Origin of the sequence: Novosphingobium sp. SG707, assembly GCF_012275515.1 — a bacterium.
GTDB lineage: Bacteria > Pseudomonadota > Alphaproteobacteria > Sphingomonadales > Sphingomonadaceae > Novosphingobium.
Genome location: NZ_JAAZQL010000017.1, coordinates 1 through 26,371 on the forward strand (window position 1 = coordinate 1; position 26,371 = coordinate 26,371).

Below are 26,371 nucleotides of genomic sequence, written 5' to 3' on the forward strand. Positions count from 1 at the left end.
AACCACCAAAACAGCCTCCACCGCATACGACGTACATAACGACGTCAATAACGACGTCGCTTAACATCGTCAGGCGGCCTCAATCGGGCCGTTACAGCCCTGGCAAGCTGTTCGACGCTCATTTCTGGCCGGCGAACCTAAATATACCTCATGAAAGGCTGTATGTCCGGGCGGGCTCGGTGCCGAGTAATCAAGCGAGGGTCGCGCGTGAGCGTATCGAAGCCGAGACGCTGCCAGCATTGATCGAGTGGATCAGCAACATACTCTCTCAAGATCAACAATCGCCGGTCAGGTGCGAGCAGCAGTACCTAAATCTGACAGCGCTATGACGTCCGTAACTGGGCGTTTGCCGCCCGCTTGAATCAATGCGTGCGTGAAATTTCGAGAGGTTGATTGGGTTTTGCCCTTAGACTTCGGTCAGTACCTTAAGCGGACTGCTATCGGCCAAAAACCGCTTCATGTAATCCGATAGACCGAAATGCCCCGATTGCCGCATCGTTCGCTCGCGCCGCCCGGGCTCTTGCGCTCCAATTTCCGCCCTGCGATTTCGTTCGCCCCTTCCAGTATATCAGCAACTACCTATTATTGAAATTATTTTTCAAAATGATTGCAGGAATTAATATCCACCAAAATACAATCATCAAAATAAATATGGAATTCTGAAAAAAATCTCTCACGGAAGATGACCCCATTGGACCATTTAAAATAAAATCAATCGTTAAGCACAAAGCTATTACCCCAAACAATAATGTAAATAGGCACATCACCCCAAGAGCCACTTTTATGTATTTATTTTTAAATAAATATATCATAAAAATCCTCGAAATTTCTAAGGTTCGGACTCAATCGGCAGCATTCCCGGTAGCGGTGAGCGATGTAACTGCATAGCGCAGGATATACGGCATGTCGGTTGTTTTTCCGATAGGCAGGTAGTTGCCGAAGAACGCTACATAGCAGTCGTAGGCGTCGATCACCGGAGAGCACCCCTATCGCAACTTCGACGACGATTGGCGGCTTTCGGGCGTGCCCGGAACGGCGCTTATCGTCGGAATATGGTGGATTCCAGCCGTTCGGGTAGCTAATCGCATTTCGACAACGGAAGTGCGCCTTGACCATGAGGAACTTCGTGGATTCTCCATTTGGTCGCTAGCTTTTGTACTACCATGTCTGCGAATTTTTTAGCAGACACGGCGTCATCCCCACCAAAACCGATTGATATTTGCTGCGTAGGAAGACCCATGTTTCCTGCGCCAAAGCTGAAATCACCTCGATATCCACTGACATTAACGATCTGATCGTTTGTTGGCACGGATTTTTCATGAGAAGCAAGGTTTTGAAGTTCATCTTGTGTCTGGCCACTTCGATCGCCGAACTCCATTCGGTTTTCCTGCGCTATCTGGTTCATGAACATCTTAAATTCGGGAATTTCTTGCGCGTCTTACAAACAGAATTGCACCTGCCTGAATGGAGCTTTTCCACTTGAACAAGCGGTCAAGCAAGTGGCTACGCCGACCAAACCTATGAGGCGTTTCGTAAAAGCCATGCTCTTTCAATGCCCCCTCGTGTCCGCTTACCAAAGTACATCATCGGAACTTGAAGGTCCATAAATGGGCGCGAGCCGCCGATTTGGGCATCGTGCCGCAGTCGCCCCAATTCCGGACATTCAGAGGTCCCAGACCGACCATCCAAAGCAGGCGTAGGTTCAGGTTGTGTCGGCGACAGTTGAACGACTGGATTCGACGGCCACGCTCAATCCTGAGATCGTCGACTATGTTGGGGGACCGCGCACGTCTGCGATTGAATGTCCCATCTGCGCAGCGTTGCAGGTGCTGAACCGCGTCCAGAGACAATTCCTTGCCCCTAATCGGTGGTCATCGCGTCAGGTGTGGCCAACCATATGGTAGGCCGGGGCGTCCCTGGCCAGGCAAAACATTGCTCGCTCTCGCAGGCGGCGGCGGCGGCCGGGATCTTCAAATTCTTTGACAAGTTCTGGATGCCCCAGCATGTACATGTCATCGCTGTCATAACCGATGATCGATGGCGTTCCATCTCGCCTGATGGAGACAAGATACCGATAATAAGAAATACTATGGAAGGGGCCTGACATTATGAAACTGCCGCTGTTCCTTGCTTTGACCGTTTCGGCTGTGCCCGGTCTGGCGCTGTCCAATGTTGCGCTTGCCGCCGATGCGACGGCCACGGTGACGATCGAAACCGGCGCTTTGCGCGGCACGATTGCCGATGGCGTGGCAAGCTGGAAGGGCATTCCGTTTGCCGCTGCGCCGGTTGGCGCGCTGCGCTGGCGCGCGCCGCAACCGGCCCCGGCATGGACGGGGGTGCGCGATGCCAGTGCTTATGGCCATGATTGCATGCAATTACCTTTCCCCAGCGATGCCGCTCCGCTTGGCACACCGCCGGCCGAAGATTGCCTCTACGCCAACGTCTGGCGCTCGGCGGGCGCGGTGGCCAAGCTGCCAGTGATCGTGTGGATCTATGGCGGCGGCTTTGTGAATGGCGGGGCCTCGCCGCCCACCTATTCGGGCGCCAATCTGGCGCGTAAAGGCGTAGTTTTCGTCAGCTTCAACTATCGCGTGGGCCGTTTCGGCACCTTTGCCCATCCTGCGCTGACTGCGGCGGATGAGGACAAGGGGCTGCTGGGCAATTACGGCTTCATGGATCAGGTCGCCGCGCTGAATTGGGTCAAGCGCAATGTCGCGCAATTCGGCGGTGATCCGGCCAATGTCACGCTGATCGGCGAAAGCGCGGGCGGCATGTCGGTCAACACGATGCTGACCTCGCCCATGGCGCAGGGGCTGTTTCAGCGCGCTGTGGTGATGTCGGGCGGCAATGGCGCCAGCCTGTTGCCCGCCACGTTGCAGACGGTGGAAAAGACCGGCGTCGATTTCGCCGCATCGAAAGGCGTGGCGGCTGACGATCCGCAGGCGTTGGCCAAGCTGCGTGCCTTGCCCGCCGAAACCGTGACCGACGGGCTGAACATGATGAAGCTGTTCACGCCGGGGCCGCGCACCTTCTCCAGCCCGTTCCCCGATGGCAAGGTCGCGGTCGAACCGGCCAAGGCCTTTGCCGCCGGTCAGTTCGCGAAAGTACCCGTGATGATTGGCGCCACCAGCGCCGACATCGGCGGCAAGACCGGCTATATGGTCGCGGGCGCACGTCAGATCGCAGGCACTCTGGCCGATCAGGGCGTGCCGGTATGGGAATATCGCTTTTCCTATGTGGCTGATTCCATTGGCAAGCCGGGCGCGGGCCATGCCACGGATATCCCCTTCTTTTTCAACACGCAAAAGTTGAAATACGAAGGCGCCACCACCCCGCGCGACAATGGCATGGGCGCAACGATCAGCCGCTATATTCTGAATTTTGCCAAGACCGGCACGCCCAATGGCGACGGTTTGCCGCAATGGCCGCAATATAGCCGCGCGGGCGATCAGATCATGGATTTCGCCGCCAGCGGCAAGGCCGAACCGCAAAAGGACCCATGGGGCCCCGAACTGGACGCGGCCAAGGGCAAATAAGTCACGACGGACAGGGGCAATAGTCGCGGATTATTGCCCCTGCTGACGTGACATCCCGTCGTATCGAGCGTTAGGCCCGGCAAGGGGAAGGCAAATGCCTCCATCACCGCCCTCCCAGCTGAAGTTCACGAGCCATGAGCGCGTCGTAAAAATCGGCCTTACATGTATATCAAAATACCGGTCTCAAAAATACTTGAGCCAGGTTATGTCGCGACGGCGGCGCTTCAGGCGGGCGAACCATGCGGTGGGAATGTAAAGCGGAATGATGGCCGCCGCATACCAAATCAGCACCCAGTAATAGCTGTCCACCATAAAGGCCTTGCCGTTGTTCGGCCCCCAGATTGCCAGGGCGCTGTGGTAGAAAATGCGCAGGACCGAAAGGTGGAGCAGGTAGAAGAACATCGGGGCGCCGCCAAACACGGCCAGCGCGGCGACAACTTTCGAATCATTGATCCGCTCGAACAGAACCAGCAAAATTGCGCCGATGCCGAGTGTCGGCAGCAGGAACAGCAAAGACGGCGGATATTTGGTCAGCGAGATAAAGCCGAGAACGGTACGGATCGCATCGCCATCGACCACATGCCACGGTTTGTCGCCATAGATGTTGAGCAGGCGCAGAACGATGAAAAGTCCGATCATCCCCGAGCCGAGCAGCAGCAGTCGCCGTTGACGCAGATCAGCGGCAACATCCGGCCGAAACCAGTTGCCGATGGCAAAGCCCAGTGAAATGACGCCGAGCCAGGGCAGGATAGGATAGGTCGTCTTGGCCACGAAGCCAAAGGGCAGGGCAATCGTATCTCTTTGGTGCAGTATCGCCCAAAGCGGGAACAGCGGATCGCCTTGAGTCATTCGGATCGGATCGAGCAGGTTGTGGAAGCAGATCACGATCAGGCCAAAAGCAATCAGGATGGGGCGCGGAAGGCGCATCAGCAGGGACAGCGCGATCATGCACAGGCCGATGCACCAGATCACCTGCAGCCAGAAAGTTGGCTGGGGGACGATCCCCCAATAGAGCGGCGAGAGAAAAGCCAGCTCAATGGCAATCAGCAGAAAGCCCCGCTTCAAAAGATAGGCGGTGGTTTCCTCGACGGTATGATTGATGCCGAAAAGATAGACCCCAAGCCCCGTTAGAGCCACAAAGATCGGAGCGCAGAAGCTCACCACAAAGCGGGCAAAGCCTATGATGGGCAGGATCGTATTGGCGTCGATCGGATCGGTCACCACATAATTGACGAACCATGTTTCGCGCAGGTGGTCCAGCAGCATGATGACCATCACGAAACCTCGCAGCGCATCAATATTGGCGAGCCGGAGACCCGCCGCAGACGCCGTTTTTTCGGGCGCAACCATACCGACAGAGCCGGAAAGAGCGGAAATGCTGCTCGCCATATGCTTCACCTATATTTTTGGGCGGAATATTTACGTCGTGCCAAAGATGACCATCGGTTCAAACCGCCAGCGCCTCGTCCAGCACTTCGACGAACAGATCGACATTTTCCCGACTGAAGACCAGGGGCGGGCGGATTTTCAGGATATTGTGATCCGTCCCGCAGGCGCTGATCAGGACGCCATTGTCGCGCATCGCATTGACGACGCGGGTGGTGCGCGCCCGGTCATTGGCCTGCGTTTCCCGGTTGGAAACGATGTCCGCCGCAACGAACAGGCCCGCCCCGCGAACATGGCCCAAACATTCATGACGCGAACGCAGCGCCGATACACGCTCCAACAGATAGGCGCCGACATCGCGGGCATTGTCCATGATCCGGTCGCGCCGGATGACCTTCAGCACGGCGGCGGCCGCCGCGCATGACACGGCATTACCGGCAAAAGTGTTGAAATAGCGCGAGTTGTTGCCGAATTTTTCAACGACATCGTGGCGCGTCAACAATCCCGCAATCGGCTGTCCGTTGCCCATCGGCTTGCCCAGCGTCACAATGTCGGGATCGACGCCATGGCGCTGAAAGCCCCACATATGGCTGCCCGTGCGGCCAAAGCCGGGTTGAACCTCGTCGGCCACGAAAATGCCGCCCGCGCGGCGGATCGCCTCGACGGCGCCCTTCAGGAAGCCGGGCTCTTCGGACAGAATGCCGTCGCTAGTAAAGATCGAATCCACGATCAGCATGGCAGGCTGGATGCCATGGCGCTTGAGATCGGCAATGGCGGCTTCCACATCGCGGGTGAAACGCTCGACAACATGGGGGCCGCTGCGATAGGCGGCGGGGGCCGCGACCGTGCGGACATGGGCGCCCAGCGGAACCGCCGCGCCCAGCGTCGGGGAGAATTGCGAGACGGCGTCGGTAATGCCGTGATAGGCCGTCTCGGTGATGATGACACCCGTGCCGCCCGTGCGCGCCTTGGCAATGCGATAGGCCAGATCATTCGCTTCGCTGCCCGAGCAGGTCAGCATCATGTGCGACAGATCAGACTGTACCGTCGACAGCAGGCCTTCGGCAAGTTCGAGAATGGTTTCATGCAGATAGCGCGTGTTGGTGCAAAGCGTCGCAACCTGTCTGGTGATCGCTTCGACCACATCGGGATGGCAATGCCCCAACGAGACGACATTGTTATAGGTGTCGAGATAGCGGCGGCCATCGGCATCATAGAGCCACACGCCCTCGCCCCGCACAAAGTGGAGCGGCTTTTGATACATCAACCGATAGGCCGGGCCTAGCAGGCGCGTGCGTTGCTCGACCATGTGCGCCTCGTGGGGGTCCAGTTCGACCTGGCCGGGGATAAAGGCGTTGACGGAGGACAGGTCTACAACACTCATTATTCGTCTCCTGACAGGCAGAATTGCAGCAATTGGCAGCTTGCCTCATCGCGGGAAAGACCGGCGATATGGTCCAGCCCGGCCCAGGCGAGGCCGTTGTTGCGCATGATATATTCGCGATTTTCCGGGTAACGGGCCGCGCGCCATTCGGTGATCAAAACGGTGATCATGAAACGCGCGGTGATAAGGTCGAGCATGATCGCCTGCTCCGCCTTGTTCAGCGGCAGCACCTCGTGAAAGCCTGCGATAATCTCGGCGGCGCTGAGCAGGGGATCGGCCTCGTCGGCCATCTGATAGGCGGCAGCTGTGGCGATTTCCCCCACCAGCGGGGCATGGATGACATCGCCAAAGTCAATGATCGCGGCAATCTGGTCGGTTTGGACCGGGTTCACCAGCACATTGCCAAGATTATAGTCATTATGAATCACCTGCCCCCGCAGCGATTGCAGTTGCGGCAGAGTTTCGGCTTGATACCGGGCCATGAAATGCTGCACCAGCCTGCGGCCTGATGGGGCGGCGATACTGTCGATCATGTCGGTCAGACGGTGCGCCGCCGCGACATTCCATAATAGATCATGCTGCGCGGCAGGATGCGTGAAGCCTTCCAGCGCCTGATCCAGCCTGGCAAGGGTTTGGCCAAGGGCTCGGCGCTGAGCCGTCGTCCGTGTGGATTGACCGAGCGGCATTCCGGGCAGGAAAGTCAACATGCGCAGGATCGAGGCTCGTCCGTCATCAAGCGTGATCGGCACCTCATACGATCCGTCAAGCGCAGCCACGGGGCGCGGCACCGACAAGCCCGAGGCCTTACCGGCCAGATAATTGAGAACACAGGTTTGCAGATTGACGATATCGCGGGCTTCGGCCGGGTTCGATACTTTCAGAAGATACTGGCTGCCGTCCTGACCCACCATTTTGAAATTGCGGTCGCGCTCTCCGGAAAGGTCCAAGGCCATCAGATCGCGGCCATAGAAGCGCCGCGCCAAGACTTGCGCGTCCTGCGGGGTAAGCTGCGGCGGCTGGGTGGTGAGCGTGGGATCAAGTAGCATCTTCTGCCTATGTTTTATGGGCTGCGGCACGACGGGCGCGCCGCGCAGCCGTTGCTCTTGTCAAAGGCCAAGCAAGGCGGGGAGTTCGCTGAAATCCCTGATGCGGGTGACGCCATAGTGATCGGTCGGCGCCTCATGCCCGCGATCCACAAACACCTTCGCTCCAAAGCCTAGATCATGAGCGGTCATCAGGTCATAACGCGGGCTGGAGGAGACATGCATCATGTCTTCGGGCGCACAGCCCAACCGAGCGAGCATATATTCAAACGGACGCATCAGCGGCTTGTAGGCCCCCGCCTCCTCGGCCGTCAGCACGGCATGAAAAGGCACACCGATATTACGCGCGCTGTGTGGGATCAGATTCACCATGCTGTTGGAAAGGATGACCAGCGGATAGTGCTCGGCAATCCTCCCTAACGGCCCCGGCACATCGGCATGGGGCTGCCACGTTGACACGGCGTCATAGAGCGCCTGAACATCGTTCGCGTCATATGGGACGCCATGTTTGATGCAGGCCCGCTCGACCGCATTGGCGATGACATCGTAGAACGGCTTCCACGCGCCCAACACTTCGTCGAGGCGATAGGCGCGGAAGGAATCGAGAAAATCATCCATGGCCGCCGGGTCGACGCGGTCCGAAAAGATCCTGCGCGCGATCGGTCCCATAATGAAGTTGATCATGGTGCCATAGCAGTCGAAACTGATGAACTTGGGCCTGAACATGGATGATCCCACCTTGCTTTTCCTGATAGGGGCAAGGTTAGGCTTGGGCCGGCATGGTGTGCTGCCGTTGTCGCGACGGTCTGAAGGATTTTATCCTGCCGCGCAGTCTTTATACGAAATCGGACCAGAGCGTTGCGGGTCTAAGACAGGCACGGCGGCGGCATGATAGGAAATGAGATGGAAAAGCTCGACCGGATCGATTTCAGAATGTTGTCCTATCTGCAAGAGCATGGCCGCGCAACTAACGTTGCCTTGGCAGATGCGGTCGGTCTGTCGACGAGCCCTTGTCTGTCGCGGGTGAAGAGACTCGAACATTTGGGCTACATCAAATCTTACGGTGCCCGCGTCGCGCTGGAGATGCTGGGCGACTATGTGACGGTGTTTACCGAGGTCAAGCTGACAGGGCATCGAATTGCCAATTTCGAACGCTTTCTCCGGCGCGCCCGTGATGTTCGCGAAATCATGGAATGCCATCATGTGACGGGCGGCTATGATTATCTGGTCAAGATCGTCGCACGCAATGTCAGTCACTATCACAGCATCATGGAAGCCCTGCTGGTCAGCGATGCGGGAATAGGCAAGTTTTCCAGCTATATTGTTCTTGGAACTCCGATCAATCGGGATTGCTATCCAATAGACGTACTCTTTTAGCCACCATTTAAATAATTAATATAGAAAATTTGTATAAATCTCAACCGCGAGAAAAATCTTAAAGAATGGGTATGACATCGAGGAAGAGACTATTGCCTTGCTTGGCCCAAAGACAGATTTCTCGAAGCATGCGCCCAAAAACCGCCCTTCCGGTTCGTCCAATGCCATTGTCGCTCACGAGTTGGATACAAGGACGATGAATGATCGGCAGCTTGGCCAGTTCAGAAATCCAAAGGCGGCATTCCGGTTCGTCCCCCCTTCTTGCTATTCGTTCCGGAGAGGGTGACCCCCTGATGCATGGCAAATTGCGAAGTGCGCAATTCAGGCTGAGGCCATTAGATCTTTGAGGCGAAATGGGTGCAAGATTACCATAACTACCCGGCCGGAGGCCGGTAGGATCAGGTGGAGGGGCTGAAGCCGTCTTTGTGGGTATGATTGTCCAGATAACGCATGATGATGTTATCCGTGATGTTGCCGGACGTGATCGAGAAGTGACCCCCTCGCCCAGAACCGCTGCCCCAATGCCGTTTTCGAATGTGCTTGAATTCCTGCTGAATGCGTCGCGACGAGCGTCCTTTGGCCCGTTGGACGAATTCGCTGACCGAGAGGTGGGGCGGTATCTCGGCGAACAGACGCGCGTGGTCCTTCGACAGGGCGTCGCCGATCAGCACCTTATAGCGGTATTCGGCGCCCAGACGATCGACATTTCCTCTCCTGGGCAGCGGTTAGGTGATTGCCTGCAACCCCTTCGCCTTCACGAGATTCAGCAGCTTGAGCGAGGGTCCGTCGGGGCGTTTTTCGCCGCGTTCCCATTTGCTGACAGCGTCCTTCCGGACGTTGAGGTAATGGGCGAACACCGGCTGCGAGACCTTTTCGCGCGCTCGCAAGGCACGAATTTCCTCGGGGGACATCGGCTCGACGGGGGTAAGACATAGCGCATCGAACTCGCGCATGGTCGACTTGTCGACGAATCCAATCCGATGGAGTCCCGCCGCGGCCTCATGCACCGAAGCCAGAATCGGACTTTCAGTCCGCTTGCGTTTCGCCTTCACGATCATCGTCCGAAACCTCGATTAATTCGCCCGCCTCGACAGCGGCCTCTACCTCGTCCTCGGAAAGGCCCAGGTACACCGTCGCCAATTGCTTCAGTGCCTTGAGTTCTTTCAAGCTTACATTTGCCTTCTCATTCTTGGCAAAGCCATGAGCAAAGAAGCTGTGCCCGCCAACCCTGAAGAAGATGATCGTCCGAAACCCTCCTGACCTGCCACCACCGCTTCTGGCGACGCGTTGCTTGAACACGCCGCCGCCCAGGTCCGCGTCGTGATCCCCGGCCGCGACGTCAGTTGCCGCAGCGTGAAGGGTTTCCGACGCGAGTCCCGCCTTGCGCGCGAAACGAGCAAAGCCCTTCGTCATGAACACGGTCACGATGGTTCGCGCTCGACGGAACAAGTCATAGTATAGTCCTTAGAGCTACAATTTCAAGACCTGCGGGGCGGCCCTGTCTGGTGGGCCGAATAAGGTCGCCATAGCACCTTCAACAGGCATGCGATGCTTATGCATCCAGTCTGGCGGCGAGATCGGCAGCTTTGGGTTTATAATAGATGTGAAGCATCGAAAGGGATTTGTGGCCGGTGATTGCCGCCAGTTCCAGGACGTTCGAGAGCTTCGGCGCCATCGTCGTCGTTGCTTCCCGTCTGCTGTCGTGAAAACGAATATGCTTCAAACCTGTCGCGATCCTCGCCAGCCGGAACAGCTTGTCAAAATTGCCGGTCGCGACCGGCACGACCGGCAAATCGGGATCGCGATTCTTGACGATGCGCAGCAGGGACATTGCCGCTTTTGACAAGGGAACATAACGCTCCTCACCGTTCTTCGTTAGTTCGAGGTAGGCGTGCCGGGCCTCGAAATCGATGTTCGACCATTGCAGCGACAGGATCTCGCCCTTCCGCATGGCTGTCTCCAGGGCGAGATACAGGGCAAACGCCACCCACTGAGATGGGGTTTTCGGTTCCTTCCTGCCATCCCAGTTCAGGTGACCGATGAGGCTTTTGCGATCTTCCAGCGAAATACGCTGCGTTCGCGGGCGCGGCTTGCGCGGTTTCGTCACCAAGGAACAGGGATTGAAGGTGATCCCCATGTGCCATTCTTTCATGGCATAGGTGAACACGCTGGAGAGCAGGCAAAGCTCCCGATTCACGGACGATGCGGCGACTTTCCTAAGCCGCTTGTTCCGCCACTCGGCGATGTCGGGCCCCGTGATCGAGGCGATGGGGCGCTGGAACAGGTTGTCGTTGCGCATGAAGGCCTTGATCCTGATCTGCTCCCACCGCGCGCCACGTTTGGTCGAGGACACTTCGTCGGCATAGCGTTTCAGGGCCTCCGTCATCGGGATACCTTCTGGTGGCGGCAGGGTCTCCCGAACGATGGCCTCTACGGCGAAGCCTTCGAGTATCTTTGCTTCGGTTGAGATCGCCCAAGCTTCCGCTTGGGCCTTAGTATCGAAAGTGGCCGTTACCGTTTTTCCCTTGCGGCGGACCATGGCCCGCCATGATTTCTTTCGCTTCTGAATCGTCGCCATGACCTGACCTTTGTGCCAAATGTGTACCACGGTCACACCGGCACGAGGTCCAGTGCGGTTCGGTCCAAACCGAACGCCAGATTTGCTAGCGATGGTACAAATTGGTGCAATAGGGGATCAGAAATGATCATTCCGAGCGAAAATCAGTAAAGAAAAATATATATTTTACAGCATCTTATTGAAATTCCTGGACGTCAGAACGAATCTCGACCGCACCAGAACAAACGAGGCAGGGGCAACCCTGCCTTTTTTGTTGCCCAGCCCCACCATCCCTGAAGCGCGCCCAAGCCCCTTGCTTTGTCATGCGTGGTTGATATACGATCCATATATGATTCGTATATTCAGGAGCCGGTATGGGCATCGTCAACATCGAGGATGAGCTGCACGAGCAATTGCGCAAGGCCAGCAAGGTCTCCTGCCGCTCGATCAACGCGCAGGCCGCATTCTGGATCCGCATCGGCATGCTGTGCGAAATGAACCCCCAGATGAGCTTTCAGGACATCGTGACGCGCGAATTGCGCGAGGCGGGCGTCGACCCGGCGCTAAGCCCAATGGGGGCCGGGGCCATAGCGGGATGATCAAGACCGCCGATGAAATCGAGGTGATGGCACAGGCCGGTCGCCTGCTGGCCGATGTGTTCGCCTATCTCGACACGCTGCCCCTTGCGGGCGCGACGACGATGGAGATCAACGACAAGGTCGAAGCCTATATCACCGGCCCGCTGCAAAGCCGCCCGGCCAGTAAGGGGCAATATAATTACCCCTATGTACTGAACTGTTCGCGCAACCATGTGGTGTGCCACGGGATGCCTTCGGATGGCGATATTCTGGCCGACGGCGATATCGTCAATTTCGACATCACGCTGGAAAAGGACGGGTTCATCGCCGATTCGTCCAAAACCTATATGATCGGCCATGTGGCGCCCCATGCGCGGCGGCTGGTCAAAACCACCTATGAGGCGATGTGGCAGGGGATTCGCAGCGTTCGCCCCGGCGCGCGGCTGGGCGATATCGGCCATGCGATCGAGCGCCATGCCAAAAAGGCCGGTTATTCGATCGTGCGCGACTATTGCGGCCATGGCATCGGGCGCGAAATGCACGAAGATCCGCAGGTGCTGCATTTCGGCCGCCCCGGCACCGGCCTGACCCTGCGCGAGGGGATGGTCTTTACCATCGAGCCGATGCTGAACGAGGGCCGCGCAAGGGTGGAAACGCTCGACGATGGCTGGAGCGTGGTGACGGCCGACGGCAAATTGTCGGCACAATTTGAACATACCGTGGCGGTCACGGCGCAAGGTGTGCGCGTGCTGACGCTGCGGCCTGAGGAAAAGGTGGCGCGCCGTTAACCGGCGCGCCCATCCCCTTTAGAGCAGTTCCTTCAAAGGCACGCCGCTGTCCGCCAAGGCGGCCACATCGGGCGTCGCCCCCGCCTCGACCAGCTTGCGGCCCTGGACGTAATCCTTGACGTTGTTGACGCAATCGAGCGCGATCACACGGCCAGCCTTCAGGTAAACCACGCTGAACGAACGCGCCGCCATATCGCCGCGCAGCACCGTATGGTCATAGCCCACCGACAGGCCCGCCGTCTGCAGCCGCAGATCATACTGGTTCGACCAGAACCACGGGAAGGCGTGGTAGGGCTTTTCCTCGCCCAGAATATGTTTGGCAACGCAAGAGGCCTGATCGTTGGCGTTCTGGACCGATTCGACGCGCATCACCACGCCTTCGGCAAAGTCGCAGGCAAAGGCCGCACAATCGCCCACCGCATAGACATCGGGCAGCGAGGTGCGGCAGAATTCATCCACGTCCACACCATTGGCCCCGGCCGCCCCGGCCAGAATCAGCGGGCCGACCGCCGGCACGATGCCGATGCCGACAATCACCACGTCGGCGGGGACAACCTCGCCATCGGACAATTCCACGCCCGTCACCTTGTCCGTGCCGACCAGCCGCTCGACGCCGCTGATGCCGGTGCGCAGATCGACGCCATGGGCGCGGTGCTCGGCTTCATAAAAAGCCGACAGTTCCGGCCCGGCCACCCGGGCCAGCACGCGCGGCGCCAGTTCGAGCAGCGTGACATGGCGGCCCATTTTCGAGAGAACCGCGGCGGCCTCAAGCCCGATATAGCCGCCGCCGATGACGACGAAATTCTTCGCCCCCGCGTCAACCTCGGCCATCAGCGCATCAGCATCGGCCCGCGTGCGCACGCCATAGACACCGGGCAGATCAGCCCCCTCGCACGACAGGCGCCGCGCATCGCCGCCCGCCGCCCAGACCAGACGGCCATATTCGATCACGTCGCCATCGGCCAAAGCCACCTGATGCGCCTCGCCATCGACCGAGACGACCTCGCGGCCCAGCAGCAGTTCGATCTGCTTTTCCTCCCAAAAGGCGGCGGGGCGGATATAGAGGCGGTCGAAAGTCTTTTCCCGCGCGAAATATTCCTTGGACAGAGGCGGGCGTTCATAGGGCGGTTCCACCTCGCGCCCCAAAATCGCCACGGAGCCGGTGAAGCCCCCCTGACGCAGCGCAATCGCGCATTGAGCCCCGGCGTGTCCCCCGCCCACGATCAGTATGTCTTTTTTATCCATGGAACGTGTGGTTTGACGAAAAGCGCGCCAAGGTCAATCTGTCGCGTGATCGGAAATGCAGTCGGCCTATTCAATCGCCGCCATTTCCTCGGCCATGATGCGCAAAGAGCGCATATTGGTCTGCGCGGCGTTGAAACGCAGATAGGCGCCCGCGCTCTGGCTGGGGCTGAACACATTGCCCGGCGCCAGCACCACTCCGCGCGCCCGGCAGGCCTGCGCCAGCCTCGCGCTGTCCTGCCCCGGCGGCAAGGCGCACCACAGGTTGAAGCCCCCCACCGGATGGCCCCAGACCCGCAGGCCCATGGCGACCAATTGCCCGGTCAATTCCGCGCGCGCGCCCGCCAGCCTGCGCCGCAAACCATCGATATGCTTGCGATATTGCCCGCCCACCAGCACATGCGCAATCGCCGCCGCCGAGAGCGGGCTGGGTCCGCCAAAGCCGGTTGCGACCTGAAGATCGCACAGCGCATCGATCCAATCCCCCCGCGCCATGATATAGCCGCAGCGCAAGGAGGCCGAGAGCGTCTTGGAAAAGCTGCCGATGCGTATCACGCTCTGCAATCCGTCCAGCACCGCCATGCGCGGCACCTGCTGCGCGAAATCGGCAAAGATGTCGTCCTCGACGATCACCATGCCATGCGCGGCGGCAATCGCGGGCAGGCGGTGCGCGATCTGGGGCGAGAGACAGGCGCCGGTGGGATTATGCGGCGCCGAATTGGTCAGATAGAGCCGGGGCCGCTCACGCGCGACAATCGCCTCGAACTGCGCCGGATCGGGGCCATGCGGGCCATAGGGGACGCTGATCACGCGGGCGCTGTGGGCGGCCAGCAGGGCCTGAAAATTGAAATAGCACGGATCATCGAGCAGCACCGCATCGCCCGGGCGCAGCATCAGGCGGCAGATCAAGTCGATCGCCTGCGTGCCGGAACCTGTCAGCAGCACATGGTCGGGATGCACCGCCAGCCCCTCGCCCGCCATGGCCAGCGCCAGTTGGCGTCGCAGGCTGGGTTCGCCCCGCGTTGAGCCATAGAGCGTCAGGAGCGCAGGGTCGGCCGCCACCACGCGCAACGCGCGGCGCAGGGCATCCTGCGGCATCCAGTCGGGCGGCAACCAGCCGCAGCCCGGCTTTTCGGTTTCCGCATCGGCGTCCAGCGACTGGCGCGAGACCCAGAAGGGGTCGATTTCGGCGGGCCGCGCCGGAGCATTCTGCGCCGGGCCTTTCGGCGGGGTCGCCAGACGGGCGACGAAAAAGCCCGATTTGGGCACTGCCGCGATCAGCCCGTCGGCCACCATCCGGTCATAGGCCTCGACCACCGTGGCGGGCGAGACATGCAGCGCGGCGGCGCATTGACGCACCGAGGGCAGCTTGTCCCCCTCGCCCAGCAGGCCCGAGGCGATGCGGCTGCGGATCGTGTCGATCACCATTTCGATGCGCGTGGGAGCGCTCATGTGTATTGGCCTTTGAAGCGATACAGATGATACAATCTGTATCATACTGTATCTGGGCACAAGCCCCCCGCCTGCCTTATTCGATGGCCTCAAGGAGGCTGTCATGCAGGATATCAGAAGAGGTTGGATCAACGGGATGATCGGCGTCGCGCTGTTCAGCGGGTCAATGCCCGCCACGCGCGCGGCCGTGGTCGGCTTTACCCCGCTGTTCCTGACTGCGGCGCGGGCGATCATTGCAGGCGGCCTTGGCGCGCTGATGCTGGTGGCCATGCGCGAAAGCCTGCCGCGCGGGCGGCAATGGCTCTCGCTGGCCATGATCGCGGGCGGCGTAGTCGTAGGCTTTCCGCTGCTGACGGCCATCGCCCTGCAGGAAATTTCGGCGGCGCGCTCGCTGGTGTTCGTCGGGCTGCTGCCGCTCTCCACCGCCCTGTTCGGCGTGCTGCGCGGGGGCGAGCGGCCCGGCGCAATCTTCTGGCTCTTTGCCCTGCTGGGTGCGGGATGCGTGGCGGGCTATGCCCTCTCGCACGATGCTGCCGCCTCGCCGGTGGGCGATGCGCTGATGGTGGTGGCCGTGATCGTCTGCGGGCTGGGCTATGCCGAGGGCGCCGTGCTGACCCGGCAAATGGGGGGATGGCAGGTCATCTGCTGGGCGCTCGTGATCTGCACCCCGCTGGCCGCCGTGCTGGCCGTACTCACATGGCCGCAAAGCATGGCCTCGGTCGGCGCGCCAAGCTGGGTCGGCCTGTTCTATGTCTCGGTCTGCACCATGCTGCTCGGCTTCATCTTCTGGTATCGCGGGCTGGCGCTGGGCGGCATCGCGCGGGTCGGGCAATTGCAATTGCTCCAGCCGTTCCTCGGGTTGGGTCTTGCGGCGGTGTTTCTCCATGAGGCGATTGCGCCGGCGATGCTGGTGGCCGTGGGGGCCGTGGTGGGTTGTGTGGCGGGGGCGAGGAGGTTTGCCTGATTTATGCCTCCGGCGGGCAAAGGGACTCGGTCCCTTTGCAATCACATTATTGGGGTTTTGAATTGAGATCGCCGCGCCGCAGGCAATGGAATAAGGCCTGCGGCGCGGCGGCCTCACGCAAAAAAGCGCCGCAGGCTCTAAAATTCAAACCTCAAATCCGACACCAAAGGCCGAACCCATCGCGCAACATCGACAATATCGGGATTGTTAAGGGCCCCCGCCCTTAACCCGCTGGAGGCATAATCCCCCTAAATCCCGCTCCCCTTCCACGACCGCCGCTCCTCGGCGGCGCGCAACACCTCATAGGCCAGTTGCAGCTTGCGGAAGGCTTTGGCGGCTTCTTCGTCATTGGGACGCACGTCGGGGTGGACCTCTTTGGCCTTGGTCCGCCATGCTTTCTTGATCGCGTCGAAATCGGCGTCGCTTTCCAGCTCCAGCACTTCGAGCGCGCGCATTTCATCGCGGCTGCGCGTGCCGTCGCCCGATCCGGTCCATCCGTAGTAGGACGATTCGCGATAGCCCGCGTTGGTTTGCTGTTCCGCCTTTTCGCGCGACTCGGCCTCTTCCTTGTCGAGGCCCGCGAAATAGTCCCACCCCGAATTGTATTCGGCGGCATGGGTCTGGCAAAAATACCAGCGATCCGGGCTGTTGGGCGATTTTGGCGCGGGGCAATTGCCCGGTTCGCTGCATCCGGCACGGTCGCACAGGCGCACCTGCGCAGCCTCGCGGCCACTTTCATAGCCACGCCAGCGCGGGAATCCCCAATCCGATGATCGACCTGCACGAGCCATCCGCGCTTACTGACAAAACCGCGCCCTCTACGCAAGTGCCCGCAAAGGCTGCTTGTTATGTCGCATTGCAATCGCAGGCTTTTTCGCTTAAGCGCCCGCCCCATGAGCCGCCAACTCGCCCTTGCCAGCATGATCGCCATTGCCGCCAGCGCCGCCTGTGCGCTGATGGCGCCGGGCATGGCCAGCGCCAACGGACATCACCCCTGGCGCGCGATGGCGCACTATGCGCCGGTTATTCTACGCTAAAAACCCAAGTTAAAACAAAACCCCGCCACCGGATCGCTCCGGCGCGGGGTTCTGTCTGACCTATGGTCGCCCGATCAGTCGATGGTGACGGTCACGGCGCGGCGATTCTTCGCCCATGCTTCCTCGGTCGAGGCAGGGTCAACCGGGCGTTCCTTGCCATAGCTGACCGTGGTCAGGCGCGAGGCATCGACGCCCAGGCTGACTAGGAAAGCCTTGGCCGAGTTGGCGCGGCGCTCGCCAAGGGCGAGGTTATAGTCGCGGGTGCCGCGTTCGTCGGCATGGCCCTCGATGGTGGCCTTCTTGGCCGGATACTTCAGCAGCCAGCCCGCCTGAACGCGCAGGATATCGGCCGAAATCTGGTCGATGTCATACTTGTCCAGCGCGAAATGGATGGTGTCACGGCCGCCGACCGAGGCGAGGAAGTCGGCCTGCGAACCCGGCGTCGGGCCTGCCGGAACCATCGGCGCGGGGGCGGGGGTGGTGTTGGTCACCGGCGGGCCGGGTTCGGGCGGCAATTGCTTGGGCGGCTTGGGCGAGCAGGCCGAAAGGGCCAGCGCGCTCACGCTGACGAGAACACCCGCGCTCAGCAGGCGAGTATTGAGCATGGAGGGCATCATGTCTTCTCCTTGACTACAGGGGTAGTGAGTACAGGGACGGTGACTGGAGGGATAGACTAACCGGGCCCGTTACTGGCGAATCGGCCCCCATGAAGGGTCCGACCCATCGACCGGCGTGGGCAAGCGCCGTTCGTTCCGCCCCGTCAGATCCACCTGCCAGATGCTGGTCTTGCCGGTGCCCTTTTCGGTGCGGAAAAATTGGATGATGCGGCCGTTGGGCGCCCATGTCGGCGCCTCGTCCTGCCATGAATTGGTAAGATAGCGCATCCCGCCGCCATCAACACCCATCACCGCAATGCGCAGATTGCCCGCGATATGGGTAAAGGCGATCTGGTCGCCGCGCGGGCTCCATTCGGGCGTGGCCGCGCGGCCGCCGAAAAAGCTGATGCGGCGCTGGTTGCTGCCATCGGCATTCATCACGTAAATCTGCTGGCTGCCGCCTCGATCGCTTTCAAACACGATCTTGCTGCCGTCGGGCGAATAGGAGCCGCCCACATTGATCCCCGGCGTTTCGGTCAGCTTCTGGCTGATCCCGCCATTGGCCGAGACGCGATAGATGTTCGTGTTGCCCGCGCTGGCCATCGAATAGAGGATCCATTTGCCGTCGGGCGACCAGCGCGGGGCAAAGGTGGGATTGCCGGTTTCGGCCACCAGCTTCTGGCTCGCGCTTTCCACGTCATAGACATAGATGCGCGGGCGACCGTTGAGATAGGACAGATAGACGATCTTGCGATAATCGGGCGAGAAACGCGGGGTCAGCGCCATGGCCTGCCCGGTGGTGATGAACCGATGGTTCGCCCCGTCGCTGTCCATGATGGCCAACCGCTTCATGCGGTGATCCTTGGGGCCGGTTTCCGCGATATAGGCGATGCGGCTGTCAAAGAACGGGCTTTCCCCCGACAGGCGCGAATAGACCGTATCGGCGCATTTATGCGCGGCCCGGCGCCAGTCGCCCGGCGCCATTTCCCATGTCGCCTTCACCAGTTGCTGGCGCAGGCTGACATCATACAGATAGCAGCCCACCACCAGATTGCCGTTGCTGGCCGCAGAGACGCTGCCATGTACCAGCATTTCGGCCCCGCGCGTGCTCCACGTGGGGAAATCGGGGGTCAGCACCTGAATGATCGGGATCGGCGGCAGGCTGTTCGGCCCGGTGGGCTTGAACAGGCCGTTGTTTTTCAGGTCGCCGGTGATCACCTCGGCAATCGCGCGGCCCAGTTGCGCCGTGGACCCGGCGCTGGCGGCCGTGGGCACGTCGGCATTGGTGGCGAAACTGGGGATGGCAATGCCAAGGCTCTGCCAAGCGGTGTCATCCGACACGGTGCCCGTCAGCACGCCATTGTCGGCGGCGGGCGGCGCAGCGGTGGGCGTCACCACCGGGGCAGGGGCGATGGTCTGGGCATGAATCGCGCCGGCAGCCATCAAGGCCGCACCAGCCAGAAGCCCGTAAGAGAATTTACGCATCATCATTGGGACAGGTTCCTGTCGAAACGCCATTGCACATGTTTCCATGCTTCATAGAGATCGGGCGGCAAAGGAAAAGGTGCCGCAAGTTTGACCGCGCGTATCGCATTTTCGCGATGCAGCCCGGCCTGCGGATGGTTGCTGGCGGTCACGCCTTCCTGACGGACCACCGTGACCGGCCCGGCCAAAGTGCCGTCGGGGTTGAGATCAAAGGCCAGAATCGTGACCAACTGATCGGTTTCCACCCCCTGCGGCACGCGCCAATGCGGCTTCAACTGGCGGCTGATCGCGCCTGACAGCGCGGCCTTGACCCCAGGCCCGATCACGGCAGCGGGCGGAGTCTGCGCCTTGCCTGCGGGGCTGGCGCCAAAGCCTTTGAGGAAATCGACGCCGATGCGGCTGCCACCTGCGGGCTTGTTGGTGGCCGGTTTGGCGGCCTCGGTCTTGGCTTCAGCTTTAGCGGTGGGCGCCTTGCTGCCATGGGCCGCTGCAATCGCCGCCGAAATCGGGTCCGCCTTGGCCGGAGTCGGCTTGGCGGGCGCGGGTTTAACCGGCGCGAGTTGCGGTTTGGGCTGAGGCGCAGGATGCGGCGCGGGCACGGGCTTGGGCGGCGGTACCGGATGGGGCTGCGGAGCCGGACGCGGCGGCGGAGGGGCCGGTTGCGGCTTCGGCACAGGCTGGGGCTGCGGCACAGGCTTTGGCGGCGGCGCGGGGACTGGAACGGGCTTGGGCGCAGGCTGGGGCACAGGCTCAGGCGCGGCCATCGGCTGGGCCTCGCCCAGTTGCGGGGCGAGATCGGGCGCGGCTTCCTCGCGGCTGGTCGAAACCGCCTCCTTGGCCACATCATCGGCCAGCGTCACCTGCATCCGCTGCGGGCGCGGCAAGGGCGGCGCGGAGGGCTGCAAGGCCAGCACCGCCACCAGCGCCACATGCCCCACCACCGCAACGCCAAGGCCAATCGCCTCGCCCCGGTTCAGACCCTTGCGGCCATGATAGGATTGGGCCAGCGACATGGGATCAGGGCTTCTTTGCCGTTTCAACAGGGGCGCCGCCCGCGACTGTCACCAACGAAATGGCGGTGATCCCGGCGCGGTTCAATTCACCCATCACGCCCACCACGCGGCCATAGTCCAGCGCCTTGTCCGCGCGCAGCGTCACCAGCGGCATCGCCCCATCGGCCCCGCGCGGCAGGCTGCCCACGCGCTCGGCCAATTCGCCCGGCGAGAGTTCATCATCATCGAGGAACACGCGCCCCTCGGCATTCATCGTGATCGTCACCTGCTTGGGCGTCTGGTCCAGCGGCTTGGCGCGGCTGTCGGGCAGCGTGATCGGGATGCCCGCCTTCATCAGCGGCGCTGTGACCATAAAGATCACCAGCAGCACCAGCATCACGTCGACCAGCGGGGTGACGTTGATCTCGGCCATCGGCGCGCGGCCGCCCCGCCCTCGCCGTTTGGAGAATTTATGGATGCCCATCGCCATGGATCAAAGCCCGTCCAGCTCGCGAGACAGGCTCGCATGGAAACGGTCGGCAAAGCGCTGGAGGCGCGATTCAAAGCTGTTCACGATATGCGAATAGCGGTTGTAGCCGATCACCGCCGGGATGGCCGCGAACAGGCCGATGGCGGTGGCGAACAGAGCCTCCGAAATGCCGGGCGCCACGACGGAAAGCGAAGAATTCTGCTGCTGACCGATCTGGAAAAAGCTGTTCATGATGCCCCAAACGGTACCGAACAGGCCGACAAAGGGCGCAACCGAACCGACCGTGGCGAGGAAATTCAGCCGGTCAGCCAAAGATTCAGCCTCAGCCGCCACCACACTGTCCATCACCGAGGCGAGGCGCTGGCGCGCGCCCGAGCGGTCGATCTTGCCCGTGGCCGAGCGGCGCCATTCGGCCAGAGCCGCGCTGACCACCTTGGCCACCGGCAGATCGGCATTCTTGCCACCGCCGCGCTCGGCCTGAAAGGCGTCGATATCGCGCGATTTCCAGAATTCGCCCTCATAGGCCTCCGACTGTCGGCGCAGCGATGCCATGCGAAAGCCGAAGGACAGCAGAATTGTCCACACCCAAACGCTGGCCAGAACCAGACCGCCCATCACCACCCGCACGACAATATCGGCGTCCAGAAACAGCTTGACGGGATCGAGATGGGTAGAGCCGGCAGCGGCAGCAAGCAGGTCGAGGTCGGTCATGGGGTTCCCGGTTGGTTGGGGCATAAATCAAGCGATGCCGGAGCATGTCCGGCCAGAAACTGGGCAAAGATGGACCGCCATGGGGCGGGCTGGCGGCGGGGGCGTCCATCGGGGGCGACAAAGCCCACCCGCACGGTTGCCTGCGCCAGCAGCGCGCCTTTCTGAACGGCGCCTTTCTCAACACCGGCCCGCCTGAACGCGGCTTGAACCAGCCGGATGCTGGCCGCGCCCAATTCCTCGATCCGCGTTTCGATCAGCACATCATCGTCAAGGCGCGCGGGCGCGGCAAAACGGATCGCCATATCCGCCACCGCAAAGGCGCCCTCGCCCGCCTCCTGCGCGGCGCGCTGATCCACGTTCAGCAGGCGCAGCATGTCGGAACGCGCGCGTTCAAACCAGCGCAGGTAATTGGCATGATAGACCACGCCCGACAGGTCCGTATCCTCGAAATAGGCCCGCACCGCATAGAGATGCAGCGGGCCATCATCGTCCGTGGCGAAGCAGCCGGAAGGAGGGAGAGGCAGGGCGTTCATAATTGTCGCGCAAACTAGCCCGCCCTTGGCGCAAAGAGCAACCCGCCCTGACGAATAAACGCGGTTACTGGGCGATCATACGGCCAAGCGGTTTGCCGCCGAACACGTGGACGTGCAGATGCGGCACTTCCTGTCCGCCATCCATGCCCACATTGGCGAGCAACCGATAGCCCGGCGCCACCAGCCCCTGTTCACGCGCGACATGGCCGACGGCGCGGATGAAGCCGGCGATTTCCTCCGCCGGAGCCTTGGCCGAAAAATCGTCCCACGACACATAGGCGCCCTTGGGGATCACCAGCACATGCACCGGCGCCTGAGGCGCGATGTCATGGAACGCCAGCGCGAAATCGTCCTCATAGACCTTCTTCGCCGGGATCTCGCCGCGCAGGATGCGGGCAAAGATATTGCTGTGGTCATAGGCAAGCGTGGGGTCGATGGGCATGGATTACTCCCCTTTGCGGCTGGCTTTTTCGACAATCCCGCTCACGCCTTCGCGGCGGTCGAGTTCGTCGGTGATGTCAGACAGGGCGATGCCCTTGGCGTTCAGCAGCACCAGCAGGTGGAAAACCAGATCCGCCGATTCCCCGATCAGCCCCGCGCGATCATCGACCATCGCCGCGATCACCGCCTCGACGGCCTCCTCGCCCACTTTCTGGGCGATCTTGGGCACGCCGCGCGCGTTCAGCTTGGCTACATAGGAGGAGGACGGGTCGGCGGCGGCGCGCTGGGCGATGGTGGCTTCAAGCCGGGCCAGCGTGGCCAGGGGATGGACGGTGTCGTTCATGGCGCCTGCGATGGGGCGGGCGCGCCGCGCCGTCAAGCCCGGATGTGCGGTTTCAGGCGGTTGCCGGTTGGGCCTCGCTCTGGCGCGGGCGGCTGCTGCCGCGATGGCCCAGCATCAGCCCGGCCAAACCCAGCGCCGCCATCGCCATATTCGACGAAGTGAGGCCCGACAGCCCATGCGATGCCAGCATCGGTTGCAGCAACATCGCGCCGATCAGCAGGCAGGCCGCGATATTCAGAAACAGACGCATGAAATACCCTCCGATTGACGGAGATAGTTAATGCATGATGCGTGCCATTCACCTATACCTATGAAATCATTGAAATAAGTAATTAACCATATGTGCCGATTGATAAAAATTCCGACACCATGCGTTAATCCTTAGCCACCCCGCGCGGGTAGACCCGCCGCGCGCAGAGCGCCATGGGCCTGGGCGATCGAATATTTGCCGAAATGGAAAATGCTGGCCGCCAGAACTGCGCTGGCATGGCCCTTGGTCACGCCGTCCACCAGATGGTCGAGATTGCCCACGCCGCCGCTGGCGATGACAGGAATTCCGACACTGTCGGCAATTTTGCGGGTCAGCTCCAGATCATAACCCGCCTGCGTGCCGTCGCCATCCATGCTGGTTACCAGCAATTCGCCCGCGCCCAGTTCGGTCAGGCGCACCGCATGTTCGATCGCGTCAATGCCGGTGGCCTTGCGCCCGCCATGGGTGAAGATCTCCCACTTGCCGGGGGCAACGCGGCGCGCATCGACCGAGGCGACAATGCACTGGCTGCCAAATTTCTCCGCGATGTCGCGCACGACCTCAGGACGGCTGACGGCGGCGCTGTTGACCGCCACCTTGTCCGCGCCTGCCAGCAGGAGCGCGCGCGCGTCCTCTGCCGAACGCACGCCCCCGCCCACGGTCAGCGGCATAAAGCACACCTCGGCCGTGCGACGCACCACGTCGAGCAGCGTTCCGCGCCCCTCATGGCTGGCCGAAATGTCGAGGAAGCACAATTCATCCGCGCCCGCCGCGTCATAGGCCCGCGCCTGTTCCACCGGGTCGCCCGCATCGATCAGGTCGACAAAGTTCACGCCCTTCACCACGCGGCCATCGCGGACATCGAGGCAGGGAATTACGCGGATACGAACGGTCATTTTCTTATGCCTCCGGCGGGCAAAGGGCTTCGATCCCTTTGCAATCCCGTTAATGGGTGGCGCTCCATCGCAGACGGAAGGCCATGCGGCGGAGCTGGTATTATAGCCTGCGGCGCGGCAAAGGAGCGCCAAAAGCGCCGCAGGCCTTACAATTCAAACGGCGCGCCCGACACCAAAGGCCGAACCCGACACGCCACGCAGACAGTAAAGGGAGCGCGAGGGTCTAGACCCTCGCATCTATCCCTTACTCCTTATTCGCCATCGCAATCGCCGCAGCCAGATCGAGCTTGCCCTCGAACAAAGCCCGACCCGTAATCACACCCTCAATCCCATCCTCTGCATGCAAAGCCAGCAACCGGATATCATCCAGCCCCTTGACCCCTCCGCTCGCGATCACGGGAATATTCACCCGGCGCGCCAGATCGACGGTCGCCTCGATATTGGCGCCCTTCAGCAGGCCATCGCGGCCAATGTCGGTAAACAGCAGCGAGGCCACGCCCGCATCCTCGAACCGGCGGGCCAGATCGACCACGGCCACATCCGACACATCGGCCCAGCCCTGCGTCGCCACGAAACCATCGCGCGCGTCCACGGCCACGACGATGCCTCCGGGGAACTCCTTGGCCATATCCTTGACGAATTCGGGGTCCTTCAGCGCCGCCGTGCCCATTACCACGCGCGACACGCCAAGGTTGAACCAGCCCTCGACCGATTCGCGCGTGCGGATGCCCCCGCCCAATTGCACATGGCCCTCAAAGCTTTGCAGGATCGCCTCAACCGCCTCGCGGTTTTCCGCCCGGCCCGCAAACGAACCGTCCAGATCGACTACATGCAGGAACTGGCTGCCCGCATCGGCAAAGATCTGCGCCTGCGCGGCCGGGTTGTCGCCATAGACCGTGGCGCGGTCCATATCGCCCTCGGCCAGACGGACGACCTGACCACCCTTGAGGTCGATGGCGGGAAAAACGATCATCTTACGGATTCCATGTCAGAAAGCGGGAGAGCAGGTCCAGCCCATAGGACTGGCTCTTCTCGGGGTGAAATTGCACGCCAAGAATATTGTCGCGCCCGACAGCGGCGGTCACGCCCCCGCCATGGTCGGTCATGGCCACGATATGATGGCCATCCTCGGCGACAAATTCATAGGAATGCAGGAAATAGGCCTCGCCCGGCTCGATCAGCGGGGCGTGGGGTTGGACGCCCACATCGTTCCATCCCATATGCGGGACCTTGATGGTGGGATCGGCGCGCTCCATCAGGCGCACTTCGCCCGGAATCCAGCCCAGCCCCTCGGTAATGCCATGCTCAACGCCGCGCGTGGCCAGCAATTGCATACCCACGCAAATGCCGAGGAAAGGCGCCTCGCCCACCAGCACGCGCTCCTCCATCGCGGCGACAAGGCCGGGGATCGCGCGCAGCCCTTGCGCACAGGCCTTGAACGAGCCGACGCCCGGCAGCACGATCCGGTCGGCTGCGCGCACCACATCGGGGTCGGCGGTGATCTTCACCGCTTCGGCCCCGGCGGCCTTCAGCGCATTGGCCACCGAATGCAGGTTGCCCGCGCCATAGTCGATCAGGGCCAATACTTCAGCCATTCAGAGTCCCATCCCCAAGCAGCCCCTTGGTCGAAGGCACCGCCCCGCCCTTGCGCGGGTCCAGCTCGACCGCCGTGCGCAGCGCGCGGGCAAGGCCCTTGTAGATGCCTTCGATGATATGGTGGTTGTTCTGGCCATAGAGCACTTCGATGTGCAGCGTAATACCGGCGGCCTGAGCAAAGGAATGGAACCAGTGCTCGAACAGTTCAGTGTCCATCTCGCCCAGCTTGTGGACGGTGAAAGCAGCCTTCCACACCAGCCAGGGACGGCCCGAAATATCAAGAGCCACGCGGGCCAGCGCCTCGTCCATCGGCGAATAGACCTGACCATAGCGGCCGATCCCGGCTTTATCGCCAAGGGCTGCAGAAACGGCCTGGCCGATGGCGATGCCGCAATCCTCGACCGTATGATGCTGGTCGACATGCAGGTCGCCCTTGATCTTCACGGTCATGTCGATCAGCGAGTGGCGCGACAATTGCTCCACCATATGGTCAAGAAAGCCGATGCCGGTTGAGACATCATACTTCCCCGATCCATCGAGGTTCACTTCCACGAGAATATCGGTCTCGTGCGTCTTGCGGGCGATACGGGCGGTGCGCATGGCGTGCCTATATACCCGTCGGCGTCGCGATCAACCGGTTTTGCGGCGATAATCCCCTCTTGACCCGCAGGCCCCCAAGCGCCACTTGAGAGCC

General features: G+C 61.2%; 32 protein-coding genes. 6 read left to right on the plus strand and 26 right to left on the minus strand.

All coding sequences use genetic code 11. The annotated features are described in order from the left end of the window. Positions 1-842: 842 nt before the first annotated feature. Both FHW92_RS26175 and FHW92_RS24400 read right to left on the minus strand, forming a co-directional pair. Positions 843-974: a hypothetical protein gene (locus FHW92_RS26175; RefSeq protein ID WP_282599827.1), complete on the minus strand. Its 132-nt coding sequence runs from the start codon at positions 972-974 to the stop codon at positions 843-845. Between the two features lie 104 nt (positions 975-1,078). Then, positions 1,079-1,405: a hypothetical protein gene (locus FHW92_RS24400; protein ID WP_168605902.1), complete on the minus strand. Its 327-nt coding sequence runs from the start codon at positions 1,403-1,405 to the stop codon at positions 1,079-1,081. 703 nt (positions 1,406-2,108) lie between these two features. Between FHW92_RS24400 and FHW92_RS24405 the strand changes: the two genes are divergently transcribed. Next, entirely contained in the window at positions 2,109-3,536 is a 1,428-nt protein-coding gene (locus FHW92_RS24405; protein ID WP_168605903.1) for a carboxylesterase family protein, read from the plus strand. 183 nt (positions 3,537-3,719) lie between these two features. Here FHW92_RS24405 and FHW92_RS24410 read toward each other — a convergent pair whose 3' ends face one another. Genes FHW92_RS24410 through FHW92_RS24425 form a run of 4 tightly spaced genes read right to left on the minus strand, consistent with a single transcriptional unit; the run spans position 3,720 to position 8,075 of the window. Continuing rightward, positions 3,720-4,925, minus strand: coding sequence for a heparan-alpha-glucosaminide N-acetyltransferase domain-containing protein (locus tag FHW92_RS24410; RefSeq protein ID WP_246870410.1), 1,206 nt, complete (start codon positions 4,923-4,925; stop codon positions 3,720-3,722). Between the two features lie 58 nt (positions 4,926-4,983). After that, positions 4,984-6,306, minus strand: coding sequence for an aminotransferase class III-fold pyridoxal phosphate-dependent enzyme (locus FHW92_RS24415; RefSeq protein ID WP_168605904.1), 1,323 nt, complete (start codon positions 6,304-6,306; stop codon positions 4,984-4,986). Then, complete coding sequence (locus FHW92_RS24420) at positions 6,306-7,352, minus strand: phosphotransferase (protein ID WP_168605905.1); 1,047 nt, start codon at positions 7,350-7,352, stop codon at positions 6,306-6,308. The genes FHW92_RS24415 and FHW92_RS24420 overlap by 1 nt, the downstream gene beginning before the upstream one ends. A 60-nt stretch (positions 7,353-7,412) precedes the next feature. Then, on the minus strand, positions 7,413-8,075 hold the full coding sequence (locus FHW92_RS24425; protein WP_168605906.1) for a haloacid dehalogenase type II: 663 nt from the start codon (positions 8,073-8,075) through the stop codon (positions 7,413-7,415). Between the two features lie 177 nt (positions 8,076-8,252). Between FHW92_RS24425 and FHW92_RS24430 the strand changes: the two genes are divergently transcribed. Then, positions 8,253-8,726, plus strand: coding sequence for an Lrp/AsnC family transcriptional regulator (locus FHW92_RS24430; RefSeq protein WP_172249402.1), 474 nt, complete (start codon positions 8,253-8,255; stop codon positions 8,724-8,726). A 398-nt stretch (positions 8,727-9,124) separates the two neighbouring features. Here FHW92_RS24430 and tnpA read toward each other — a convergent pair whose 3' ends face one another. From tnpA to FHW92_RS24450, 4 genes are all read right to left on the minus strand, one after another. Further along, on the minus strand, positions 9,125-9,397 hold the full coding sequence (tnpA, locus tag FHW92_RS24435) for an IS200/IS605 family transposase (RefSeq protein ID WP_349237751.1): 273 nt from the start codon (positions 9,395-9,397) through the stop codon (positions 9,125-9,127). Positions 9,398-9,451: 54 nt separating this feature from the next. Further along, positions 9,452-9,784: a DNA-binding transcriptional regulator gene (locus FHW92_RS24440; protein ID WP_168605908.1), complete on the minus strand. Its 333-nt coding sequence runs from the start codon at positions 9,782-9,784 to the stop codon at positions 9,452-9,454. Then, on the minus strand, positions 9,753-10,151 hold the full coding sequence (locus tag FHW92_RS24445; protein ID WP_168605909.1) for a type II toxin-antitoxin system RelE/ParE family toxin: 399 nt from the start codon (positions 10,149-10,151) through the stop codon (positions 9,753-9,755). The genes FHW92_RS24440 and FHW92_RS24445 overlap by 32 nt, the downstream gene beginning before the upstream one ends. 127 nt (positions 10,152-10,278) lie before the next feature. Continuing rightward, complete coding sequence (locus FHW92_RS24450) at positions 10,279-11,304, minus strand: site-specific integrase (protein WP_168605910.1); 1,026 nt, start codon at positions 11,302-11,304, stop codon at positions 10,279-10,281. A gap of 353 nt (positions 11,305-11,657) precedes the next feature. Between FHW92_RS24450 and FHW92_RS24455 the strand changes: the two genes are divergently transcribed. Together FHW92_RS24455 and map are read left to right on the plus strand one after the other, a co-directional pair. Continuing rightward, positions 11,658-11,882 carry a ParD-like family protein gene (locus FHW92_RS24455; RefSeq protein WP_168605911.1) on the plus strand — a complete coding sequence of 75 codons (225 nt, stop codon included), beginning with the start codon at positions 11,658-11,660 and terminating at the stop codon, positions 11,880-11,882. Then, positions 11,879-12,649, plus strand: coding sequence for a type I methionyl aminopeptidase (map, locus tag FHW92_RS24460; protein WP_168605912.1), 771 nt, complete (start codon positions 11,879-11,881; stop codon positions 12,647-12,649). Before FHW92_RS24455 ends, map begins: the two co-directional genes overlap by 4 nt. Before the next feature lie 18 nt (positions 12,650-12,667). Here map and FHW92_RS24465 read toward each other — a convergent pair whose 3' ends face one another. Both FHW92_RS24465 and FHW92_RS24470 read right to left on the minus strand, forming a co-directional pair. Then, on the minus strand, positions 12,668-13,894 hold the full coding sequence (locus FHW92_RS24465; RefSeq protein WP_168605913.1) for an FAD-dependent oxidoreductase: 1,227 nt from the start codon (positions 13,892-13,894) through the stop codon (positions 12,668-12,670). A 66-nt stretch (positions 13,895-13,960) separates the two neighbouring features. After that, a complete protein-coding gene (locus FHW92_RS24470; protein WP_168605914.1) occupies positions 13,961-15,343 on the minus strand; it encodes a PLP-dependent aminotransferase family protein in 1,383 nt (460 codons plus the stop codon). Positions 15,344-15,446: 103 nt separating this feature from the next. Between FHW92_RS24470 and FHW92_RS24475 the strand changes: the two genes are divergently transcribed. Then, complete coding sequence (locus FHW92_RS24475) at positions 15,447-16,307, plus strand: DMT family transporter (protein WP_168605915.1); 861 nt, start codon at positions 15,447-15,449, stop codon at positions 16,305-16,307. Between the two features lie 248 nt (positions 16,308-16,555). Here FHW92_RS24475 and FHW92_RS24480 read toward each other — a convergent pair whose 3' ends face one another. Further along, positions 16,556-17,098 (minus strand): J domain-containing protein, encoded by a 543-nt coding sequence (locus FHW92_RS24480; protein ID WP_168605916.1) that lies wholly within the window; start codon positions 17,096-17,098, stop codon positions 16,556-16,558. A 102-nt stretch (positions 17,099-17,200) separates the two neighbouring features. Here FHW92_RS24480 and FHW92_RS24485 point away from each other — a divergent pair, with 102 nt between their 5' ends. After that, the gene (locus FHW92_RS24485; protein ID WP_168605917.1) at positions 17,201-17,344 is read left to right on the plus strand and encodes a hypothetical protein; all 144 of its coding nucleotides are present in this window, start codon (positions 17,201-17,203) and stop codon (positions 17,342-17,344) included. 74 nt (positions 17,345-17,418) lie between these two features. On the opposite strand, the gene pal is transcribed toward FHW92_RS24485, so the two are convergent. From pal to hisB, 13 genes are all read right to left on the minus strand, one after another. After that, positions 17,419-17,958: a peptidoglycan-associated lipoprotein Pal gene (pal, locus tag FHW92_RS24490; RefSeq protein ID WP_168605940.1), complete on the minus strand. Its 540-nt coding sequence runs from the start codon at positions 17,956-17,958 to the stop codon at positions 17,419-17,421. A gap of 72 nt (positions 17,959-18,030) precedes the next feature. Further along, on the minus strand, positions 18,031-19,431 hold the full coding sequence (gene tolB / locus FHW92_RS24495; RefSeq protein WP_246870411.1) for a Tol-Pal system beta propeller repeat protein TolB: 1,401 nt from the start codon (positions 19,429-19,431) through the stop codon (positions 18,031-18,033). Continuing rightward, the gene (locus FHW92_RS24500; RefSeq protein ID WP_168605918.1) at positions 19,428-20,438 is read right to left on the minus strand and encodes a TonB C-terminal domain-containing protein; all 1,011 of its coding nucleotides are present in this window, start codon (positions 20,436-20,438) and stop codon (positions 19,428-19,430) included. The genes tolB and FHW92_RS24500 overlap by 4 nt, the downstream gene beginning before the upstream one ends. Before the next feature lie 4 nt (positions 20,439-20,442). Beyond that, complete coding sequence (locus tag FHW92_RS24505) at positions 20,443-20,907, minus strand: biopolymer transporter ExbD (protein ID WP_168605919.1); 465 nt, start codon at positions 20,905-20,907, stop codon at positions 20,443-20,445. A gap of 3 nt (positions 20,908-20,910) precedes the next feature. Next, positions 20,911-21,618 carry a protein TolQ gene (gene tolQ, locus FHW92_RS24510; RefSeq protein WP_168605920.1) on the minus strand — a complete coding sequence of 236 codons (708 nt, stop codon included), beginning with the start codon at positions 21,616-21,618 and terminating at the stop codon, positions 20,911-20,913. Continuing rightward, positions 21,615-22,151 (minus strand): YbgC/FadM family acyl-CoA thioesterase, encoded by a 537-nt coding sequence (locus FHW92_RS24515; protein WP_168605921.1) that lies wholly within the window; start codon positions 22,149-22,151, stop codon positions 21,615-21,617. The genes tolQ and FHW92_RS24515 overlap by 4 nt, the downstream gene beginning before the upstream one ends. A 64-nt stretch (positions 22,152-22,215) precedes the next feature. After that, positions 22,216-22,593 carry a histidine triad nucleotide-binding protein gene (locus FHW92_RS24520; RefSeq protein WP_168605922.1) on the minus strand — a complete coding sequence of 126 codons (378 nt, stop codon included), beginning with the start codon at positions 22,591-22,593 and terminating at the stop codon, positions 22,216-22,218. Between the two features lie 3 nt (positions 22,594-22,596). Next, positions 22,597-22,935 (minus strand): phosphoribosyl-ATP diphosphatase, encoded by a 339-nt coding sequence (locus FHW92_RS24525; protein ID WP_168605923.1) that lies wholly within the window; start codon positions 22,933-22,935, stop codon positions 22,597-22,599. A 52-nt stretch (positions 22,936-22,987) separates the two neighbouring features. Further along, positions 22,988-23,185 (minus strand): hypothetical protein, encoded by a 198-nt coding sequence (locus FHW92_RS24530; protein WP_168605924.1) that lies wholly within the window; start codon positions 23,183-23,185, stop codon positions 22,988-22,990. A gap of 131 nt (positions 23,186-23,316) precedes the next feature. Continuing rightward, on the minus strand, positions 23,317-24,081 hold the full coding sequence (gene hisF / locus FHW92_RS24535) for an imidazole glycerol phosphate synthase subunit HisF (RefSeq protein ID WP_168605925.1): 765 nt from the start codon (positions 24,079-24,081) through the stop codon (positions 23,317-23,319). A 244-nt stretch (positions 24,082-24,325) separates the two neighbouring features. Next, on the minus strand, positions 24,326-25,054 hold the full coding sequence (gene hisA, locus FHW92_RS24540; protein ID WP_168605926.1) for a 1-(5-phosphoribosyl)-5-[(5-phosphoribosylamino)methylideneamino]imidazole-4-carboxamide isomerase: 729 nt from the start codon (positions 25,052-25,054) through the stop codon (positions 24,326-24,328). Position 25,055: 1 nt separating this feature from the next. Continuing rightward, positions 25,056-25,676, minus strand: a complete 621-nt coding sequence (hisH, locus tag FHW92_RS24545; protein WP_168605927.1) for an imidazole glycerol phosphate synthase subunit HisH — start codon at positions 25,674-25,676, stop codon at positions 25,056-25,058. Further along, positions 25,669-26,277: an imidazoleglycerol-phosphate dehydratase HisB gene (hisB, locus tag FHW92_RS24550; protein WP_168605928.1), complete on the minus strand. Its 609-nt coding sequence runs from the start codon at positions 26,275-26,277 to the stop codon at positions 25,669-25,671. The genes hisH and hisB overlap by 8 nt, the downstream gene beginning before the upstream one ends. Positions 26,278-26,371 lie beyond the last annotated feature (94 nt).

Coding starts and splice junctions, on each gene's coding strand:
- FHW92_RS24400 (WP_168605902.1), bottom strand. CDS start 1,405: ATGAACCAGATAGCGCAGGAAAACCGAATGGAGTTCGGCGATCGAAGT.
- FHW92_RS24405 (WP_168605903.1), top strand. CDS start 2,109: ATGAAACTGCCGCTGTTCCTTGCTTTGACCGTTTCGGCTGTGCCCGGT.
- FHW92_RS24410 (WP_246870410.1), bottom strand. CDS start 4,925: ATGGCGAGCAGCATTTCCGCTCTTTCCGGCTCTGTCGGTATGGTTGCG.
- FHW92_RS24415 (WP_168605904.1), bottom strand. CDS start 6,306: ATGAGTGTTGTAGACCTGTCCTCCGTCAACGCCTTTATCCCCGGCCAG.
- FHW92_RS24420 (WP_168605905.1), bottom strand. CDS start 7,352: ATGCTACTTGATCCCACGCTCACCACCCAGCCGCCGCAGCTTACCCCG.
- FHW92_RS24425 (WP_168605906.1), bottom strand. CDS start 8,075: ATGTTCAGGCCCAAGTTCATCAGTTTCGACTGCTATGGCACCATGATC.
- FHW92_RS24430 (WP_172249402.1), top strand. CDS start 8,253: ATGGAAAAGCTCGACCGGATCGATTTCAGAATGTTGTCCTATCTGCAA.
- FHW92_RS24440 (WP_168605908.1), bottom strand. CDS start 9,784: ATGATCGTGAAGGCGAAACGCAAGCGGACTGAAAGTCCGATTCTGGCT.
- FHW92_RS24450 (WP_168605910.1), bottom strand. CDS start 11,304: ATGGCGACGATTCAGAAGCGAAAGAAATCATGGCGGGCCATGGTCCGC.
- FHW92_RS24455 (WP_168605911.1), top strand. CDS start 11,658: ATGGGCATCGTCAACATCGAGGATGAGCTGCACGAGCAATTGCGCAAG.
- map (WP_168605912.1), top strand. CDS start 11,879: ATGATCAAGACCGCCGATGAAATCGAGGTGATGGCACAGGCCGGTCGC.
- FHW92_RS24465 (WP_168605913.1), bottom strand. CDS start 13,894: ATGGATAAAAAAGACATACTGATCGTGGGCGGGGGACACGCCGGGGCT.
- FHW92_RS24470 (WP_168605914.1), bottom strand. CDS start 15,343: ATGAGCGCTCCCACGCGCATCGAAATGGTGATCGACACGATCCGCAGC.
- FHW92_RS24475 (WP_168605915.1), top strand. CDS start 15,447: ATGCAGGATATCAGAAGAGGTTGGATCAACGGGATGATCGGCGTCGCG.
- FHW92_RS24480 (WP_168605916.1), bottom strand. CDS start 17,098: ATGGCTCGTGCAGGTCGATCATCGGATTGGGGATTCCCGCGCTGGCGT.
- FHW92_RS24485 (WP_168605917.1), top strand. CDS start 17,201: ATGAGCCGCCAACTCGCCCTTGCCAGCATGATCGCCATTGCCGCCAGC.
- pal (WP_168605940.1), bottom strand. CDS start 17,958: ATGCCCTCCATGCTCAATACTCGCCTGCTGAGCGCGGGTGTTCTCGTC.
- tolB (WP_246870411.1), bottom strand. CDS start 19,431: ATGATGATGCGTAAATTCTCTTACGGGCTTCTGGCTGGTGCGGCCTTG.
- FHW92_RS24500 (WP_168605918.1), bottom strand. CDS start 20,438: ATGTCGCTGGCCCAATCCTATCATGGCCGCAAGGGTCTGAACCGGGGC.
- FHW92_RS24505 (WP_168605919.1), bottom strand. CDS start 20,907: ATGGCGATGGGCATCCATAAATTCTCCAAACGGCGAGGGCGGGGCGGC.
- tolQ (WP_168605920.1), bottom strand. CDS start 21,618: ATGACCGACCTCGACCTGCTTGCTGCCGCTGCCGGCTCTACCCATCTC.
- FHW92_RS24515 (WP_168605921.1), bottom strand. CDS start 22,151: ATGAACGCCCTGCCTCTCCCTCCTTCCGGCTGCTTCGCCACGGACGAT.
- FHW92_RS24520 (WP_168605922.1), bottom strand. CDS start 22,593: ATGCCCATCGACCCCACGCTTGCCTATGACCACAGCAATATCTTTGCC.
- FHW92_RS24525 (WP_168605923.1), bottom strand. CDS start 22,935: ATGAACGACACCGTCCATCCCCTGGCCACGCTGGCCCGGCTTGAAGCC.
- FHW92_RS24530 (WP_168605924.1), bottom strand. CDS start 23,185: ATGCGTCTGTTTCTGAATATCGCGGCCTGCCTGCTGATCGGCGCGATG.
- hisF (WP_168605925.1), bottom strand. CDS start 24,081: ATGACCGTTCGTATCCGCGTAATTCCCTGCCTCGATGTCCGCGATGGC.
- hisA (WP_168605926.1), bottom strand. CDS start 25,054: ATGATCGTTTTTCCCGCCATCGACCTCAAGGGTGGTCAGGTCGTCCGT.
- hisH (WP_168605927.1), bottom strand. CDS start 25,676: ATGGCTGAAGTATTGGCCCTGATCGACTATGGCGCGGGCAACCTGCAT.
- hisB (WP_168605928.1), bottom strand. CDS start 26,277: ATGCGCACCGCCCGTATCGCCCGCAAGACGCACGAGACCGATATTCTC.